Origin of the sequence: Rheinheimera sp. MMS21-TC3, from assembly GCF_032229285.1 — a bacterium.
In the GTDB taxonomy this organism is placed as follows: Bacteria; Pseudomonadota; Gammaproteobacteria; order Enterobacterales; family Alteromonadaceae; genus Alishewanella.
Map to the genome: position 1 here is coordinate 2816644 of NZ_CP135084.1, position 18998 is coordinate 2835641.

Annotated in this window: 17 protein-coding genes and 4 tRNA genes; 11 read left to right on the plus strand and 10 right to left on the minus strand. The window is 40.3% G+C overall.

Annotated elements, in window-relative coordinates; all coding sequences use genetic code 11:
• Nucleotides 1-6 precede the first annotated feature (6 nt).
• From RDV63_RS13675 to RDV63_RS13690, 4 genes are all read left to right on the plus strand, one after another.
• Nucleotides 7-408 (plus strand): rhodanese-like domain-containing protein, encoded by a 402-nt coding sequence (locus RDV63_RS13675; RefSeq protein WP_313910056.1) that lies wholly within the window; start codon nt 7-9, stop codon nt 406-408.
• 17 nt (nt 409-425) lie between these two features.
• Entirely contained in the window at nt 426-830 is a 405-nt protein-coding gene (locus tag RDV63_RS13680) for a YeeE/YedE family protein (protein WP_313910057.1), read from the plus strand.
• Between the two features lie 24 nt (nt 831-854).
• The gene (locus tag RDV63_RS13685) at nt 855-1268 is read left to right on the plus strand and encodes a DUF6691 family protein (RefSeq protein WP_313910058.1); all 414 of its coding nucleotides are present in this window, start codon (nt 855-857) and stop codon (nt 1266-1268) included.
• A 101-nt stretch (nt 1269-1369) separates the two neighbouring features.
• A complete protein-coding gene (locus RDV63_RS13690; RefSeq protein ID WP_313910059.1) occupies nt 1370-2605 on the plus strand; it encodes a methyl-accepting chemotaxis protein in 1236 nt (411 codons plus the stop codon).
• A gap of 99 nt (nt 2606-2704) precedes the next feature.
• Here the strand turns inward: RDV63_RS13690 and RDV63_RS13695 are convergent.
• The 6 genes from RDV63_RS13695 to dnaQ all read right to left on the minus strand — a co-directional run bounded on the left by RDV63_RS13695 (nt 2705) and on the right by dnaQ (nt 5290).
• Nucleotides 2705-2781: transfer RNA gene (locus RDV63_RS13695), tRNA-Asp, on the minus strand.
• Between the two features lie 32 nt (nt 2782-2813).
• Nucleotides 2814-2890 (minus strand) — tRNA-Asp (locus tag RDV63_RS13700).
• A 26-nt stretch (nt 2891-2916) separates the two neighbouring features.
• Nucleotides 2917-2993: transfer RNA gene (locus RDV63_RS13705), tRNA-Asp, on the minus strand.
• A 22-nt stretch (nt 2994-3015) separates the two neighbouring features.
• Nucleotides 3016-3092: transfer RNA gene (locus RDV63_RS13710), tRNA-Asp, on the minus strand.
• 108 nt (nt 3093-3200) lie between these two features.
• Nucleotides 3201-4601 (minus strand): TIGR03503 family protein, encoded by a 1401-nt coding sequence (locus tag RDV63_RS13715; protein ID WP_313910060.1) that lies wholly within the window; start codon nt 4599-4601, stop codon nt 3201-3203.
• Entirely contained in the window at nt 4589-5290 is a 702-nt protein-coding gene (dnaQ, locus tag RDV63_RS13720) for a DNA polymerase III subunit epsilon (protein ID WP_313910061.1), read from the minus strand. Before dnaQ ends, RDV63_RS13715 begins: the two co-directional genes overlap by 13 nt.
• Nucleotides 5291-5354: 64 nt before the next feature.
• Here dnaQ and rnhA point away from each other — a divergent pair, with 64 nt between their 5' ends.
• From rnhA to RDV63_RS13735, 3 genes are all read left to right on the plus strand, one after another.
• The gene (gene rnhA / locus RDV63_RS13725; protein ID WP_313910062.1) at nt 5355-5831 is read left to right on the plus strand and encodes a ribonuclease HI; all 477 of its coding nucleotides are present in this window, start codon (nt 5355-5357) and stop codon (nt 5829-5831) included.
• A 431-nt stretch (nt 5832-6262) separates the two neighbouring features.
• Complete coding sequence (locus tag RDV63_RS13730) at nt 6263-7114, plus strand: PEP-CTERM/exosortase system-associated acyltransferase (RefSeq protein WP_313910063.1); 852 nt, start codon at nt 6263-6265, stop codon at nt 7112-7114.
• 114 nt (nt 7115-7228) lie between these two features.
• Nucleotides 7229-8593, plus strand: a complete 1365-nt coding sequence (locus tag RDV63_RS13735) for a GAF domain-containing sensor histidine kinase (RefSeq protein WP_313910064.1) — start codon at nt 7229-7231, stop codon at nt 8591-8593.
• Between the two features lie 62 nt (nt 8594-8655).
• Here RDV63_RS13735 and RDV63_RS13740 read toward each other — a convergent pair whose 3' ends face one another.
• The 3 genes from RDV63_RS13740 to RDV63_RS13750 all read right to left on the minus strand — a co-directional run bounded on the left by RDV63_RS13740 (nt 8656) and on the right by RDV63_RS13750 (nt 13070).
• Complete coding sequence (locus tag RDV63_RS13740; protein WP_313910065.1) at nt 8656-9204, minus strand: DUF2796 domain-containing protein; 549 nt, start codon at nt 9202-9204, stop codon at nt 8656-8658.
• Between the two features lie 43 nt (nt 9205-9247).
• Nucleotides 9248-10198 carry a class I SAM-dependent methyltransferase gene (locus RDV63_RS13745; RefSeq protein ID WP_313910066.1) on the minus strand — a complete coding sequence of 317 codons (951 nt, stop codon included), beginning with the start codon at nt 10196-10198 and terminating at the stop codon, nt 9248-9250.
• A gap of 127 nt (nt 10199-10325) precedes the next feature.
• A complete protein-coding gene (locus RDV63_RS13750; RefSeq protein ID WP_313910067.1) occupies nt 10326-13070 on the minus strand; it encodes a TonB-dependent receptor in 2745 nt (914 codons plus the stop codon).
• Between the two features lie 499 nt (nt 13071-13569).
• On the opposite strand from RDV63_RS13750, the gene dinG reads away from it, so the two are divergent.
• Genes dinG through RDV63_RS13770 form a run of 4 tightly spaced genes read left to right on the plus strand, consistent with a single transcriptional unit; the run spans nt 13570 to nt 17928 of the window.
• The gene (gene dinG / locus RDV63_RS13755; RefSeq protein WP_313910068.1) at nt 13570-15621 is read left to right on the plus strand and encodes an ATP-dependent DNA helicase DinG; all 2052 of its coding nucleotides are present in this window, start codon (nt 13570-13572) and stop codon (nt 15619-15621) included.
• Between the two features lie 40 nt (nt 15622-15661).
• Nucleotides 15662-16441, plus strand: coding sequence for a TSUP family transporter (locus tag RDV63_RS13760; RefSeq protein ID WP_313910069.1), 780 nt, complete (start codon nt 15662-15664; stop codon nt 16439-16441).
• Between the two features lie 3 nt (nt 16442-16444).
• Nucleotides 16445-16990 carry a primosomal replication protein PriC gene (gene priC / locus RDV63_RS13765; RefSeq protein ID WP_313910070.1) on the plus strand — a complete coding sequence of 182 codons (546 nt, stop codon included), beginning with the start codon at nt 16445-16447 and terminating at the stop codon, nt 16988-16990.
• A complete protein-coding gene (locus tag RDV63_RS13770; RefSeq protein WP_313910071.1) occupies nt 16987-17928 on the plus strand; it encodes a histone deacetylase in 942 nt (313 codons plus the stop codon). The genes priC and RDV63_RS13770 overlap by 4 nt, the downstream gene beginning before the upstream one ends.
• Here RDV63_RS13770 and RDV63_RS13775 read toward each other — a convergent pair.
• Nucleotides 17899-18996, minus strand: a complete 1098-nt coding sequence (locus RDV63_RS13775) for a tryptophan 2,3-dioxygenase family protein (RefSeq protein ID WP_313910072.1) — start codon at nt 18994-18996, stop codon at nt 17899-17901. The genes RDV63_RS13770 and RDV63_RS13775 overlap by 30 nt on opposite strands.
• Nucleotides 18997-18998 lie beyond the last annotated feature (2 nt).

An 18998-nucleotide genomic window follows, 5' to 3' on the forward strand; every position in this document is an offset into this window, starting at 1 on the left:
CAAGCAATGAAAACAGCACAGCAACTTGTAGCAGATGCAAAAGCACAGATCCAAGAAATAAATATAGAGCAATTAGCTACAATCTTAAAGAATGATCCTGAAGCGACGCTTATTGATGTGAGAGAACCTGCAGAGTTTGCTCAACAGCATATAGCAGGCGCCGTTAACTACCCTCGTGGAGTCCTTGAAATGAATATTCATAATCATCCTAAGGTCGCCGCTAGCGGTTGCGAGCCAGCCTTAGCATTAGAGCAATTAGCCAAAGCACCTATTTACTTAATTTGTCGCTCTGGCGGTCGTTCAGCCCTGGCCACTGTATCACTACAGCAAATGGGCTTTACTAATATTTTTTCAGTCAGCCCAGGCATGCAAGGTTGGTTAGATGCCAAACTTCCTACTGTCTCTTAATGCTTTTAGGACAAATCATGGAAAACTTTACTCCTATATCTGCGCTTATTGGCGGTAGTCTAATTGGTCTAGGCGCATTAATGTTATTTATATTCTCTGGGCGTATTGCTGGGATCTCAGGTATAGCCAGCAACTTGCTGTTCTCTGCTCAGCAACGTGGTTGGCGATTAGCTTTTGTGGTTGGTTTAATTGTTGGCCCCTTAGCTTTTGGTCTAATAAAACCTGATTTTGCCTTTACTACTGTCGAGTTAGGTTGGCCAGTGATAATAGCCGGTTTATTAGTAGGACTAGGGACGGGCTGGGGCAGTGGCTGCACTTCTGGCCATGGTATTTGTGGTATGAGCCGTTTATCACCTCGTTCTATTCTTTCCACTATCTTATTTATGTTAGTTGGCATCATTGTCGCCACTTTATTACATTAATAATTAAATATGACTGGAGCTAAGATGCCTTTATTAATTGCTTTTATTGCTGGTTTAGTGATGTCTATCGGGATGAGTTATTCACAAATGATAGAGCCAAGTAAAGTGTTAGCCTTTTTAACCTTAAACAAGAATTGGGATCCAAGCTTATTACTGGTTATGGTTAGCGCTTTATTAACTTATAGTATTGGTTACTGGTTATTTGTAGCAAAAAAGAAGCCCATAATGGCCGATAAGTTTTATCTACCTCAAAAAAGAGCAATAGATAAACCCTTAGTGATAGGCGCCATATTATTTGGTGCTGGTTGGGGCTTAGTCGGGTATTGTCCTGGGCCTGCACTAGTGGCGATAAGTTCTGGTAGTTCTGGTACCTTAACCTTTGTAGCAGCTATGATTGCAGGTTGGTTTATTAGTAGACAATTGCCCATTAAAGCTTAGGTTTCTACCTGTTAAATCTTATAAATACTAGTTATCGCCGTCCCAGCTAAGCTATGATATGCTAAATTTATCAACATAGTTTAACTGGGGGTAAGCTGTTTATGGCAACCTTTAAAAGCTTATATTTATTTATAGAACGTACTTTTTTTGCCAGCCTTACCCGCAAGATTATTGGTAACTTAGTTTTTTTAGCCTTATTTTTCTTTGCTGCTATGTGGCTAAGCTACTCGGCTATAAACAATAGCCATAATAACTATACAAACTATTGGTGGTTGCTTTTAGTTTTAGGGATTAGTGCTTTTATATTTACGTTCGCTTATATGCACTATTTAATAGTACGGCCAGTGCAAGTATTAGTAAAAGTGCTTCATGATACAAATAGTAAAGATTCTGATTTACAACAACGTTTACCTGCTTTTACTTTTGATGAGTTTCGCTCTTTATCCGAAGAATATAATCAGTTTATTGGCCAGTTATCTGCCTTACTGGCCGACATTCACAGCCAAGCCAAAGACACGCACAATGTTAATGAGCAAGTCTCTGCCGCAGTTAACCATACCCGTAGCCACTTAGCTGATACCGAACAACGTAGCCATCATATTCGCGATCAAAGCGATCAAGTATTAGAGTATTTAAGCAATATTGTCCAACACAGCGATCAAGTAGGTCTAGTCTCAACCACCACTGTCGAAAAAGCCACTGCCGCCAGCCAACAAATGTTGCAGTTATCTGGTCAACTTAGCCGTATAGTTAAATTGCTAGAAACCTTTAGTAGCACCATCACGGGCTTACAAAAGAATGCTGAGAACGTAAGACACATTTTAGACATGGTCGAAGGATTTTCTGATCAAACAAATTTACTAGCTCTTAATGCTGCCATTGAAGCGGCCCGTGCTGGTGATGCTGGTCGCGGCTTTGCTGTTGTTGCTGATGAAGTACGCACCTTAGCAGCAAAAGTAAATGACGCTACACGGCAGATTTCTGGCTTTTTAAATGATATGGAACGTTTAGTTTCTGACACCCAAAAAGAGTCGGTTAGTTTAAACCAGCAAGCTCAAACTGCCCAGCAACAAGTTGGCAACACCAGTAATGAATTCTCTTTACTAAACCAAGAGTTACAGCAAGCAAAAACGGGCATCTACAGTATTACTCAAACCGTTGTTTCATTAGAGCAACATTATCAGCAGACTCATCAACATTTAAGTGCAATAGAGTCAGTTACAACCGAAGCTTATAAGCAAATGGCAGCTATAGATAACGCTGCTAAAGAGTTACTAACTGGCACTGCTCGCACTCAGCAGCAATTAGAGCTATTCTCAGGCCATAAAAAGCACTGATCTCTTTTCTTGGCAGATATACTTATATTTGCCTTATTTGAGCAATTAAATTTTTAAAGATAAGTAACTAGATGGCTGCTGTATTGCTGAAGACTATAATGGCGGAGTGGACGGGACTCGAACCCGCGACCCCCGGCGTGACAGGCCGGTATTCTAACCAACTGAACTACCACTCCGCACAGGAGTATAACTATAACAACTTGTTGATTGGCGGAGTGGACGGGACTCGAACCCGCGACCCCCGGCGTGACAGGCCGGTATTCTAACCGACTGAACTACCACTCCGCGATCAAACAAGGTATGTAAAGCAGTGGCGGAGCGGACGGGACTCGAACCCGCGACCCCCGGCGTGACAGGCCGGTATTCTAACCAACTGAACTACCGCTCCACTGTAACACTTTACATTAAATTGGCGGAGTGGACGGGACTCGAACCCGCGACCCCCGGCGTGACAGGCCGGTATTCTAACCAACTGAACTACCACTCCGCACCAATTACACAACAAGACTTCAAAAGGGTATCCTGCTATGCGGCGAGAATGATACGGTTTAGGGTCATGGTCGTCAACTCCTTTTTCGTCGCTTTTGTCTAATCCTTAGTCATCCGGTAGCGTTAGATCAAGAATATCATCTATATCGTCTGTTTTTTGAGCAGCGCTTTTTAGTGCGGGGTCTGCGGTCTTGTTTTTGGCTCCTGTAGCGCCTTGTGCTTTTGCCTGCTTATGAGCTGATTTTTTTTGCCAAAACAATAAATCTGACAATTTTTTATCACTCAACACAAACCAAATGGCTGCCACACCCACCAATAAAATAACTGCATTACTTATAATAACTAATAACCACGGAAAAGAACCTTCATCTTTTGCTGCTTGATTTAACTGTTGTTTTTCTGCGGCTAATGGGTCAATGCTAACTGCAACTTCAGCTAACGGGACCATAAAGTTGATTTCAGGTAAATTTAACACAAACTCACGGCCATCTATACGGGTACCAAAGGCCATAACTTCTACAATATAACTACCATGGCCACGATTATTTAGTTTAAGTTGCCGTAAAGTACCCCCTACTTCATTTAATGAAAAGTCTGCTATTTCACCATTAGGATAACGAATACGACCCTGCAACAAGATACTTTGCGCCTTAATTGCCGGATCGGTAATAGTAAAAGTGATCTGGTGTGGCTTAGCTATCTCTTCGCTTATAGCTTCATTAATAGCGGGCGACATTTTAATGTCTGCCAGTATAGGGGCTGGAGCTAACATGACTGCAGCTTGCTCTATTTCTCGCGTATATAAAGGGGTTCTAACGATATATTTTGGCGTCCATTCACCAGCTGCAAAGCGTAACTGAAACTCACCGGTAAAAACACCATCCCGCGCCCGCTCATCATAGCCTTTTCCATCATCCCGAAATTGCGCCACTTGCACTACGCCCTGACCAAAGTTATCTAGCTCTGGCTTGTTAGTACTAATAAAAATAACTTCTAAGTTTAAAACATCCCTAAACTCTTTGGCTTCAATTGGCTCACCACCATTAAGAAGCCGTGCCGTCACTTTAACTGTCTCACCCACCATCAGCTGTTGCGGTAAAGGGTCTACCACTAGCTCTATTTCAGTTAGTACCATCACCCGACTTTCAGGCAATAAGCTACCTACAGCTTGCCAAGGCCCTGGGGTAGGCTGCTTTATTTTAATTAAATCGTAATTTTGTGCATCATGCCAAGAGATACCATGGTTTTTAGCGGTATTAAAATGTAATTTGCTGCCATCAGGCTTAACTAAAACCACTGAAGCACTACCAGGGCGGCGGAAGAACAATAACGTAATCTCCTCTACCCCTTCATCAATACGAAAACGATTCTCAAACAGCGGAATTTGATTTTTAGTCGGTAAGTCTTGTAACAAAATAAAGCTATCAGCATCTAATTTAATCTCTGGCTCTGCCGCTGTAACAAATGACAATAAGCTTAAAAGCCCCAGAATAATTAATCGCGCCATAAACAAGCCCCCCCTTTTTTTTGCACTAAATCTAAACGCGCTTCATGCTCAGCCAACTCTTGCGCTGTCGCTTTAATAACAGCTAAGCGACCACTGCGCTCTATTTGCAACTCCCCTTCATGCTGATGTTTATTATCTTGTTCATTAGCCAAGTTTAAGCTAACTTGGCCGCCTGTCATCATTAAATAAACATCCGCTAGGATTTCAGCATCTAATAAGGCGCCGTGTAAGGTACGGTGACTGTTATTAATGTCGTAGCGACGACATAATGCATCTAGATTGTTTTTTTGCCCTGGATGTAACTCACGGGCCAAAGCTAAGGTGTCAAGTACAGTGCAGTATTGCTCTAAGGGGGCAATGGGTTGGCGTAATAATGAGAATTCATGATTAATAAAACCAACGTCAAAAGGCGCGTTATGAATGACTAACTCAGCACCTTGAATATAGTCGTAAAAGCCTTGAGCAATATCACGAAACTTAGGCTCATCTTTTAAGCGTTCATTGGTTAAACCATGAATTGCGACCACTTCAGCTTCAATAATCCGCTCTGGGTTAATATAGACATGATAATTGTTACCAGTATAACGGCGGTTAATAAGTTCAACACAGCCAATTTCTACAATCCGATGACCATCTTTAGGATTAATGCCTGTTGTTTCTGTATCAAGAATAATTTGTCTTTTTATCATGTTCATTTCGTTTTGTGCCGTAATTAAGGTAGATTATACGCCGTTTATGTCAGAGGAAAGCTTTATGCGTAAAACTGTTACCATCTTCACCGATGGGTCCTGTCTTGGCAACCCCGGAGCCGGTGGTTATGCCGCGGTTTTAATTTATAAACAACACCGCAAAGAGCTAAGTAGTGGCTTTCGTCTAACAACGAATAACCGTATGGAGCTACTCGCGGCTATTAGCGCCTTAGAAAGCCTTAAGTCGCCTTGCAATATAGAGCTAACAACTGATAGCCAATATGTCCGCTTAGGCATTACCCAATGGCTTGCCGGCTGGAAACGCAATAAATGGTTAACTAGTCAAAAAAAGCCAGTAAAAAATCAAGACTTGTGGCAGCGTTTAGATAAAGCCTGTCAACAACATACAATAAACTGGCATTGGGTAAAAGGTCACAGTGGCCATCCGGAAAATGAGCGTTGTGATGTGCTTGCAAGATTAGCAGCCGAAAACTCACCTACCGCTATTGATAAGGAATTTGAAGCCAGCCAAGCTTCCTAGTTAAAATACTCAGCTTAAATACAACAGATAATTTATATAGCATGACTTATTAGCTCAACCTCATTATCCGTGGAACTTAACACAACTCTATGGCGGCCACTATTTCTTGCCTGATAAAGCAACATAATAGCAACCTTAGCTAATGCACAGCATTAACCCGCCATTAACTTAAGTTGCACTTAAGAACAATAGTTTATTTAAATGATGAAAATCAAACACTTAATTAAATAATAATAATAATTAAGTAAATTAAAGTGAATTACAATTTGACGCACAGCCAAGACAGTAGCATAGTATTTGCTGCCTATGCTTTAACGACGGTTATGTCGGCTTTTTTATATACATGGAATGGTATTTTCAGGCTTAATTTAACTAATAACAATTCAGTTATTTCTGATTGAATTAATACCATAACAAGAAAGGCCACTAATATGACCTCAATGCCAACTCTACAATCTAGGCTGATACAACCTAAGCTTAACAATGTCGAACTACAGACAAAAAAAGAAGCCTTAAACCCTGCTTTACAGCTGTTCCCTTATTTTTTTACAGCACGTTTAGCGGCGAACTCTGGGCAGCAAACTGCTATTTACCGTTTGCGCCATCAAGTATATTGCGAAGAGCTTAACTTTGAACCCATTAGGGCAAGCGGTTTAGAGCACGATGAGTTTGACTCTAGGGCTATCCACTGTTTTATTAATCATACGTCAACCAATGTTTTAGCCGGCACTGTACGTTTAATAACCGCGAATAATGGCGAAGATAAGTTGCCTATAGAATACTATTGTAATAGTACTACGACGCAATTATCACCAAAACACTTTGCTCCCAGCCAGATTTGTGAAATTTCACGCTTAGCTGTTCCAGCAAATATTCGTCGCCGTATCATTGTAAAAGATCCAACCGCGACACCTCTTAACCAGTTATTAAATAAGTTTGAGTCTGAATGTCACTCTAGTGTAGCCGTTGCCTTATATTTAATTGCTACGCTAATAAGTGTCGAAAAAGGTAAGTATCATGCTTATGTTATGATTGAGCCTGCTTTAGCCAGAATTCTAAGTCGTATTGGGATCAATTTTCAAAAAATAGGCGATAGCATTAATTTTAATGGCAAAAGAGCACCTTATTATTTAGATATGCGTACAGTAAGCACTACGTTAAAACCTAACTACTTATCGCTGCGAGCATTATTAGCAGAGCAGTTAGGGCTACACCGCCCGCATAAGCAAACATTAAAACTAATTAAACCACAGCTCTGTGAAGCCATTACAACGGTAAATTAAGCTGTAAACTATTTATCCTGATAGCATTGGCAGCAATGTAATAATTCTGTTATATATTATAACACTTTGTTTTTGCCACAGCTTACGCTATGTAAGATAAGGATAAAGGCACTAATGAATATGCCATTACAGCAATTATTGTTAGAAATTAGCCTAGATCCTAAAATAGACCAAGGTAATTTGCTAGATGCCAGCCTGCTAATTATTACTACCTTGCGGCAGCAACTAGAAGTTGATCGGCTAAGTATTTGGCTGCTAGACGAAAACCAACAACAATTAGATTGCTTAAGCCTAATAGATCAAGAAATAATTGATAGCCCTTCTAATTTAAGCTTGCTAAGCAAGCATTTCCCCAAATACTTTAAACATTTAACTAGCGCTAAAAAACCCATTATTATTAAGGACCAAGCTAATTTATCTAAATCAGAGCTATACCTTAATTACTATCAGCCGCTAGCCATAATCTCTACTGTAGAAGTTCCTGTCAGGCATCATGGCAAAGTAGTAGGGGTTATAAGTATGGAGCACCGCCAACCAAGGCATTGGACAGAACAAGAAATTACATATATTACTGTCTTTGCAGATATTTTTAGCCGCGCAATTAATGCCGCCGAGCGCTTTGATTATCAACAGCAATTACAGCAATTAAATAGCCAATTAGAACTTAAAATATTACAAAGAACGAAAGAATTAACTCAATCATTGGCAACTTTAAAAAATACCCAACAAAAAATGATTGAAGTAGAAAAAATGGCTAGTCTTGGTCGGATGGTTGCGGGTATTTCCCATGAAATAAGCACCCCTTTAGGCATAGCTGTTACGGCAAACAGTCATGGCCAAGCTACACTTGCTGAATTAGAAGCCTTATTTTTATCTGGACAACTGACTAAAGCATTATTTGCTCAAAAAGGTCAAGTAATAATAAACAGCATTAATTTAGTAACCAATAACTTACAGCGCACAGTAGATTTAGTCGATAGTATCAAACAAACAGCTTTAGAGCCCTCGGCCTCTTCAGTGACTAAACTTAGGTTAGCCCAGTTTATCCCTCAAGTACTTAGCAGTTTAGCGGATGAAATTGCAGCTTGTCAGTTAAGTATTACACTTAATATTCCTGCTGATTTACAATTAGAAACTTACTCATCTGCATTAGCCACTATAATACGTCAGCTTATTGATAATGTTTGTGTACATGCATTTAGTGACACTACAGAGCGAACTTTACAGATTAATATTGAATTAATAGAGCAAAATTGGCAACTAACACTAGTTGATAATGGCAAAGGCATGAGCCAACACCAGTTAAGCCATGCTTTTGAACCTTTTTTTACTTCTAACCGTAGTGGCGGCTCTAAAGGTTTAGGCTTAACCTTAGTATTCAACTTAGTGACACAAATATTGCAAGGCCATATCCAACTGTTCAATAAAAACAATGGCCTTAGCGTACAAATTACTTGCCCACTCAAACTTAACTTATAACAAAAATACGCAAATACTTGAACTTAGTTCGTTCAAGACATTAGTACTAAACCGATTAGAAATTAAAAACGAATAGTAGCATTATTTAAACTTGCTTCAGCTGTACCTTGCTGGCCATTAATACGCCATTGCACCTTCAGTTGCTGCAAGGTTGGCAGTAAGTTAAATAGCTGCAGCTGGATCTGCTTTAAGCGAGCGGGTTGCTGGCATAATAATTGGTAATTAGCGTAAAAATCAGCAGAGCCTCGGTAAAATTTAGCATCGTGTAAATCTGTACTGGCTTCTGCAGAGATTAAATCACAATTGGCATCAGCATTAAACTCAAACCATGTTGCACGATTAAACACAGCTATGGCAGCTAAAATTTCAGCAGCCTGCTCAGCCGTAGTGGCTTTGTGCTCAAAACCAATAACATTCTGGGCAGCTGATTGAAAAGCCAGTTGCAGCTCATTTCCTTCCACTACCAGCAGTAAAGTTCCTTGACTAAAATCTTGCTTAACCGCTGTTTCGGCTTCAGGTTGTGCAGATAAAGCATCAGCCAAAGTGTAACTAGTGAATAAAAACAAAACAACAGCACTGATTGTAAAGATTAAGCTAGTTTTAATCGTCATAGCTAAGTGCTCCAAATTAATAATTTACTAAGCTAGAATAGCTTTAGTAAATACTTATTCCCCACGCAAGTATGCCTTCATTTTCTGCTAATACTTGGCAATCCATAACCGCATTTGGCTTAGATACTCGCAAAGCAGCAAGCAAAGTATTAACTTTTTCCTGATCCAGGGCACAGGCCAATAATTCAGTAGTGCGCAGTTCAGCAAACCTAATTGCTTGCGTATAGCTTTTTAATAGCGAAATACGCTGGGCTAACTCAGCCCCCAGGCGTCCACTTAAAATCGTGTGGATGTGCTCTCGTGATTCAATAAGTAAATCTGGCACATCGCTTTGTTCGATGCTTTTAGCTACTTTATGTAATGCATCATTATAATTTTTTCGTGCTTGCTCGGCTGTGGCGTCTGGTGCTGCACCTGCTTGTATAGTTGCCAATTTAGGCAGTAAAGCCTTAGCCATCTCCAATAAGCCATCGCTTGCCAGTAAGGACTGCTGATGCTGTAATTCCACTTTAGCTAATTGCAATATTAATGAATCAGCATGATGCATTACAAAGGCAAAACTACCGCTATGTTTACACACCCGTGCCGCATCATCTAGCGCTTGAGGCCAGTTCGCATATTCCAGACCAAATTGACTGATAACCAAATCAAATTCTTCAGCCGAAAAAGGTAGCATTTCCATATTAACACCACTATGAAAGCGTACATTATGTTGATTTTCTGCTGACAACCAAGGCGGTGCGATCTGCGCTAAATCTACCGCATCAATTTGTATATTCTTAATTTCATTTAACAGTAATTTTGGTAAAGCGCCATTGCCGGTTGCTAAATCCAGTACACGCTTACCTGCAGTTAACTTAGCAAACTGTGCATGCCAAAATTGATTAATAGCGCTATCGGGACTTTCTACAAATTTACCAAGGCAAGAATGGACTAATCCTGATAGCCAATAGCTATTCCAAGCTTGACGCCGATTTTCAATAGTTAATTCCACATCCAAGTTCCTAATAAATAACATACAAATTTACACTATGTTATTAAAAGTAAAAAGCCAGCCTTAAATGTAAAGGCTGGCTTTTATCATTGCTAAAACAAATTAGCTAGTTGCGTTAAACTCTTTCTTAGAAACGTTGAGTATAACGAACGTATGGTACACGACCCCACGGATCATATAACTCTGTATTTACAGTGTCTGAACCATAGTTTTGATATAAACGGTCGTATGTTGGATCTCTATCCGTTAAGTTTTTAACACCAACGGTAATAGTCGCATCCCAACCAGTGTTATAGTTAACTTGTAAGTTATGCGTTAAGTATGAAGTTAACTTCTTACCTTGCAAGCCTTCACTATACTCTTCAAAGGTTTGACCAGCTGGGTCTGTTAACCAGTCTCTATAGACAATCGACTCTGTAGTATGAATGTAGCTCATATTCCAAACAACAGAGAAGTCACTAATAGACCATGTAGTGTTAAGTGAACCACGAAGTTTTGGTAAACCTTCACGACCAGCAATATTTACACCGTTAGTACCGCTATAATTTGTAACATATGAAGCATTTAAAGTACTACGTAACTGACCGTACTCTTCTAAATCAAAGTTAGTATTAAGAGCTAAGTCCACACCGCTAGTTTTAGTAAAGCCAAGGTTACCACTACCAGTTTGAACAAACACAATACCGCCAGTTGCTGGGTCAAGCTCTACACCTAAACCTAGGTTAGACTGAGCGCCGCCAGCAGAAGTACCTACTGGGAATAATGAAATGCCTGGAGGACAGTTTTCAACAGAACCACGGTAACAACCAATTACAGTATCTACACCAATAGTACTAATTTGGTTAGTAATTTTGATGCTGTAATAGTCAGCCGTCATGTTAAGCCAGTCTGTAGCAGCCCAAGCTAAACCTAAACCATACTGCTTAGATTTTTCTGACTCTAAATTAGGGTTAGAAATTCCCCAAGAAGTAACTTGGACAGAACATGCTGGTACACCCATTGCCATTTCACAGGTTTGACGGTCATTAGTAAATGCAGCACTAAACGATGGCTTACTGTTTAAAGCGTTTAACGTTGGTGCACGGAAACCTTCACCGTAAGTAGCACGTAAAGTTAAGCTATCAATTGGTTGGAAGCGTAAGCTAGCCATTGGCGAGAAATCACTACCGTAGTCGCTATATTTGTCGTAACGACCTGCAACACTTAGCTCAAGCTTATCAAGTAATGGGAATAATACTTCACCATAAAGTGCAGTAATATCACGGCTACCTGCAGACGAGTTACCTGCAGAACCAACTACTTGGCCAGACTCACTTAGTGGATCATAGTTATCTTGGTAGAATTCTTCACGATATTCCACACCCATAGATAATGCAGCTGTACCACCTGACATTTCAAACATATCTACAGAGCCGTTTAAGTAAAACTCTTTGATACTTGTTTTCATGTCACGTAATATAGTAGTCGTAAAGCCTAAGCCTTTTGGATCACCAGAGAACGGGTCATAAATATTATATTTACCTTGGGTAATAGGAATTTGAGCTAAACCACCTACTACATAGTTATAACCCATATCTGTTGCACGAGACTGAATATAACGAACGCCAGCGTCTACATCAACAATACCTAAAGTACCTTCAATACCACCAGAGAAGCTGTGGGTAGTTGTTTCAGAGAACGAGTCACGGTTACCTAAAGCAGCAAAACGGTGGAATAAAAACAGATCCGTATCAGCTAAAGTTTGGTAGTACGGGTCGTTCCATTCTGGGTTTAAACCGCCATCTGTAGGTGACGTTGCTGGGTGGTTAGGTGTACCTTTTGGAATAGCGATAGCACCACCTGGGAACGGGCTTGAAGGCACCGGCGCATAACGGCCTCTTGTTTCTGATTTAGCTACGCTTGAATTAAAGAACATTGACCAGTCATCATTAATATCGTACGAAGCATTACCAAACACAGAGAAGTTTTTGCTGCTGGTTAAGTTAGCTGATGTAGCTGAGTGGTTAAACTGACAGGTACCATTAGCTGTATTCATATAGAACAAATCACTATCATCACCATTAGTACACAGTCCAGGTACTGCTGTACCGTAAGTTGGATGCGCTAAACGTGAAGATACTGCAGTACTTGTACTTGTACTGAAGTTATTTGAATAAACAGAACCACCAGGAGCAGCATACCAATAATCGCGGTCGCGAGTATAGATAATATCTCTAGAGTTAAATGAAGCACCTGCTAAAACACGGCTCTTAGCACTAGAGGCACCTATTAAGATGCTGCCTTCTTCGGTATCGCCGCCATCATTAGTTGGTTTACCTAAACCATAGGTTAATTGCACACCATCAAAGTCTTTACGAGTGATAATGTTAACAACACCACCTAAAGCGTCTGAACCATAGATTGCAGAAGCGCCCGCTGATAGAACTTCTACACGCTCAACAGCTGCAAGTGGAATAGAGTTTAAGTCTTGTGCAGCACCTACCATTGGTGAAGTTGGCGCACGACGACCATCAACTAAGATTAAGGTACGGCTTTCACCTAAACCACGTAAACTAATACCTGAGAAACCACCCCATGAAGAGCCTGAGGATGATTGGTAAGAACCAAATGAGTTGAAGTTAGTTTCACGAAGGAAATCTGAAACAGAAATATCACCACTTGCTTCAATAGTAGCACGGTCAAAAACTACAACCGGTAATGAGCCTTCCATATCAGCACGACTTAAGCGTGAACCTGTTACTTCAATTCGCTCAACTTTCTTAGCTGCTTCTTCTTCAGCAGCATTAACCGATGTTGCAAATGCGGTAGCAGATGCGGCACCGAAAATTATAGCTAAGCGCACAGCTTTGCTTAATTTATTATTCATATACATGTGTTTCTCCCTGGACCACCATCATTATGTGTAGTGGCTCTATTTTAAACAGTTACCAAACTTTGCGGCGCTTGGCACTCCGTTTACCTCGGAATATCTCCGATGTATCGCATATAGATAATAAACGTAATATTTCAGTAGGGTCAACTGCTTTTATGGAACAATTAAGAATTTACGTTGTCAGCTGATTATTTTGCTTAATTAGTAAGCATAAATATACATGTATTTACACTACAACAAAGTCACAAGCTAAATATAAAACCATTTATTACAACAGCTTACGATAACAGCCTATTTTAAATAGTCAATATTCCAATGGTTTTATTTTATATCACATAAATTATATCTATATAGATATTTATCTTTGGTTTTACCGTTTAAACACTAAAACTACAAAAAATAGCTGCAAAAATAAAATTTTTGTTGTTTTTCCATTGTCCATTTGGTTGCTAACTGGTTAAAGTAGGCCATACTCTACCTGTATATAAACACATAAGTCATGCTAACAGAGCAATTAAAAAGCCAAATTAGGCTAATCCACCAAAACATCAAAATAGGTATGCCTAATTACCAACCTCGGCCTAGTCAGAATAAATTAATAGCTGAAATGGCCAACATTATTGCCGGTCAGTATCACAGGCAACAGCGGATAGGCTTAATAGAAGCTGGTACAGGAACGGGGAAATCTTTAGCTTACTTATTGGCAGCGATCCCTTATGCGTTACAGCAAAAAAAAACAGTTGTTATAGCCACTGCAACCGTTGCCTTACAAGAGCAGTTAATTAGCAAAGACTTGCCCTTTTTCTTGCAGAATAGTAAATTAAATTTTGATTATTCACTGGTAAAAGGTCGGCAGCGCTATGCTTGTATTGAGCGTATAAAGCAACAAATAAAACACCCTGAATTATTCAGCTCAACCCAAAGCGCCAATACGGCGCCAGATTGGTCTGAACTACTACAACAGTGGCAACAAAGGCACTGGCTAGGCGATAAAGACAGTTTAGCTATGTCGGTGCCAGAGCCGCATTGGCAAGCCATTAATGCTGACGCTATGCATTGCAGTAATACTAGCCTGGTTCACATTAATTGCCCTTTTCATTTAGCCAGAGCTGAAGCTGAAACAGCACAGGTTTTAGTGGTAAACCATGCCTTGCTACTAGCTGATTTAGCTAATGGCAATAGCATTTTACCGCCGCCAGCAGATTGCATTTATATTATTGATGAGGGCCATCATTTAGCTGAGACCGCTCGAGACTTTTTTGCTGCCAGCGCGCCCTTAAACCAAAATTCAATCTGGCTAGAAAAAGCCGCTAAAACTATTCAACAATTATTTGCGCTTTTACCTGAAACAGAAACAAGAAGTTTACTACGCTTAGAAGACAGTTGTAATGAGTTAAAGTCTTTACTTAAAGCCATTGAGAATGCGTCAGTTCCTTTTAAAGCCCGTTGGTTTGAACAGAAAACCCAGTTTCGTTTTGCTGATGCAGCTTTGCCAAAATTAATGCAGCAACAAGCTGAAGAAATAGCGCTAGTAAGCAGTAAAACTAAGTCTCAACTAGATAAAGTGCTGCAGTTAGTACAAGAGCATATTAGTTCAAACAAAATCAGTGTTAAGCAGCGCTTGCTGTTACTGCAAGATCTCAACTACCTAGCCCTACAACTTGAACAGCAAAACGCCCTTTGGCAACTTTATGCTGTAGAGCAAAACCAGAACAAAGCAGTAACTCAAGCTAGATGGGTAGAGCTTGCCGAGCCTAATGATAAGTTAATAGCACATGCTTGCCCGCTAGCAGTAGGTAGTAAATTAGCCAAGATGCTATTTGATGAAGCTTTTGCTGTTATTGTTTGTTCTGCTACCTTAACGGCTTTAAATTCATTCAATTATATTAAGTATGATTTGGGCCTGCACGACTTTGAGGGCGTACAAATTGTCCAGGTTGCCTCACCTTTCGCTTATGCGGAAAAAGGCACTATTATTATTCCTAAAATGAAAACAGAGCCTACGGTCTCTGAATTTACTACGGAGTTAATTCAGCAACTACCACATTATTTACCTAAGCAACAAGCTAGCTTAGTGCTGTTTGCCTCTTATTGGCAAATGCAGCAAGTGGCAACCGCCCTGCGAGATAAAGGCTTTTCACTGTTAGTTCAAGGTGAAGCATCGCGCCAAGCCTTATTACAGTTACATAGCATGAACTGTAATAATAAAAAAACCAGTATTTTATTTGGCACCCAAAGCTTTTCTGAGGGCTTAGACTTGCCCGGTAATTTATTAACTAACCTTGTTATAACCAAACTGCCTTTTGCTGTACCCACTTCCCCCTTAGAAGAGGCGTTAGCCGAAGCTATAACCAAAAAAGGCGGCAATGCTTTTACTCAGCTGGCTATACCTGCAACAGCCAAGAAGCTAGTGCAAGCTTGTGGTAGACTTCTTAGACAAGAGCAGGATCAAGGCCGTATAATCATCTTTGACCGCCGCTTGGTTAATAAGTCTTACGGCACCGCTATGCTTAATGCATTACCGCCTTTTCGCCGTCAGATAGAACACTAACAAATATATAGCCTATATTAGGCTACAGGAAAAACCTACAGTGTTACTAGACATTGCCTTAGATCCTTCAGTGCTACTGATATTATGCAGCATTGCTTTTATTGCCGGTTTTATTGACGCCATTGCTGGCGGTGGTGGCTTATTAACTATACCTGCCTTACTTACCGCTGGTTTACCTGCTCACACAGCTTTAGGCACTAATAAGTTAGCGGCAACTTTTGGCTCTTTAACCGCCTCTATTACTTTTTATCGTAAAAAGCTAATTAACCTGCGGTATTGGCGGCAATGCATTATATTTACTGCCATAGGTGCATTAATTGGTACTCTTGTTGTTGACCAAATTAGTACCAAAGCACTAGAAAAGTTTTTACCAATTGTTATTTTATTTGCTGCTATGTACAGCTTGTTTAACCGGATGCAGCCAGACGATAAACTGACACTGCCCAGCCCTTCCACTAAAACCAAAATGCAGCAACGCTTACAAGGCTTAAGTTTAGGTTTTTATGATGGTATTGCCGGCCCAGGTACGGGTGCATTTTGGATGGTATCAACTATGGCCATGTATCGGATAAACCTATTATTAACTAGCGGTGTAGCCCGCACCATGAATTTTGTTAGTAATGGGTTTTCGCTAATTGCCTTTATTGCTTTGGGCCATGTTAACTTTGTAGTTGGTATTGCCATGGGCTTATGCTTAATGCTAGGCGCTTGGCTTGGCGCCCACTCGGCCATACGCTTTGGTAGCCGCTTTATTCGGCCTATATTTGTTACCGTAGTTGTTATGATAGCACTGCGTTTAGCTTGGCAAGCTTGGGGCTGACCTATGTCATTAACAGAAGTATTACAGCAGCAATTAAATCAATTAAAGCAACAAGCTGATAAAACTGATTTAAAGCGGCCCTATGGCAAACCACAAAATTGGTTTGATAGTGAATTATTTAGCTGTCGCTCAGCAAACTTAGCTGAATATGTTGCCGAAGCACAGCGAAACTTAAAGCGACTAACAACATCCACTTCATTATCAGCGCTTGCTAAGCAGCGTTTAGTCCAGCGCCTGAGTGAACAAGTAAATGCGCTGACTCAGGCATTTCGTAATATTGGTTTGCACCAACAATCCTTTAGCCGCCGTGCCACTCAAAAGGTGGTAGAGAATATTACTGCCTCAAGCCAGCAACTGTATCAACAATTAAGTGACTATCAAGGTTTTGAGCGCCGTTTACTCGATATGATAAGCTTAGCTAGCCGTGATAATAGTGCTGAACAAGTCCAACGCACCCTTGCTTTACACCAACGTCTTGGCCGTTGCCGCAAGGCTATTTCTGCGGTTGAGCAGCAAATTCAAGATTATGAACGACAACAAATGTCATGATGCCTAGTAATTTACCTGCTTTAATTTACCACCCCTGTTATAGCGAACTCACTTTACCTGAGCGCCATCGTTATCCTATTGATAAATATCGTCAGCTTTATCAGCAGCTGCTAGCCCTAAATGTGCCAGCAGAAGCCTTTACAAGGCCAAGCAGCGCTAGCATAGAGCAATTAGCGATCTGCCACAGCCCAGATTATATCAATGCCTTACAGGATGGCAGCCTTTGCCCTAAAGCAATGCGCCGTATTGGCTTTCCTTGGTCAACAGCCCTATTTAAACGCTCATTGCAGTCGTTAGGTGGCAGTTTAGCCACTGCCCAGCTTGCTATGCAACAGGGTATAGCTATTCACTTAACTGGCGGTTATCACCATGCCTTTTTCGCTGAAGGCTCAGGCTTTTGTTTATTTAATGATTTAGTTTTTACTGCTAAGTCGATGCTGCAACAAGGCGTAGAAAAAATCCTTATTTTTGATTTAGATGTGCACCAAGGTGACGGCACGGCTCATATGGTAGCAACCGAACCAAGAATAATTAGCAGCTCAATTCATTGTGAGAAAAACTTTCCCGCTAGAAAACAAGTTTCAGATTGGGATATAGGCGTAAGCAAAGATTGCAGCGACACGGAATATCTAGAAACGGTAGAGCAAAGCCTTAGCACCTTAATTCGTTTACACCAGCCAGATCTAGTTATTTACGATGCGGGAGTAGACTGCCACCAAGCAGATGAACTAGGTTTGCTTAACTTATCAACCGAAACACTATATCAGCGAGATTTATTGGTGTTAAATTTTTGTCGCCAGCAACAGATCCCCGTTGCTGCGGTTATAGGTGGCGGCTACCAGCGCAATATTACTGCGCTGGTGCAATTACATCTGCAATTATTTAAAGCTGCCTTTACTGTTACAGGTTCAAGCTTGGCCAGCAAAATAAAAACCTAAATGACGTTTAATGTCTTTTGGTAATGCCGGTAAATCAGACTTAGGTAATAAGAAGGTTGCCATATTAAATAAATCAGTAAAAATTCGATTCTTCTCAGTGGTGCGCTTTAAGTAATCATGACCTGATGAGCCACCAGTGCCAATTTTAGTGCCCAACATTCTTTGCACCATCATGGCATGTTTATAACGCCAAATAGTTAGGTTTTCGTCAATCTCTGTTAAACAAGTTAGCAGCTGAAATGGTAAATTAAACATCGGCTCTTCTTGGTATAAATTAATAAACAATGCTGATAACATAGCTTTTTGGCTTAACCTAAATGCACCGTCTTTTTGTAGTTGCTGATATTTATCGGCATCTAATAGCGCTGAAAATTTTTCAGCCGTGCGCTCAATTTCTTTTAACTGCATTTCACGCTCATGTTCAGCAATTTGCTCTATGCCTTGCACGGTTTTTTTATCATCAGCAAGCATTGTTTCAGTAGCTTGGCCATACATTTGCCAAAAGCTAAAGTTATCTAATTGTAAAAACGGCATCCGCTCTAGCCATTTTTCAATACGCTCGAATAAACTAGGCTCATGCTCTAGTTGTTGCAAGAAATCACGATCTTTATCATTTAAGCGGCTGTAAAATGAGTTTTTATCAAAATCAATCCGATAATCACTCTTTAAACCTAAGCCAATTTCTAGCATTTTAAATTGCACACTTTGAAAGCCTGAAGCTGGTACTAGGTAGTCACGAAACGACATAAAGTCTTGCGGTGTCATGGTTTCTATTACGGCAATTTGGCTGTTAAGTAGCTTTTGAATAGTAATAATGCGCTTTAATTTATGCACTATGCCGGTTAACTGCTCGTCTTTTACTTCTGCCTCGGCAAATACAGACATAACCGCTTTTAATTCATGTAGAATTTGTTTAAACCACAACTCATATGTTTGATGCACAATAATAAATAGGGTTTCATCATGGGCTTCAGCAGCATATTTAGCGCTTTCAGGTGCTTGAGCGGTTAATATTTTTTCTAACTGTAAGTAATCGCCATAGTAACAAGGTGTTGTATTTTTTTGCATTA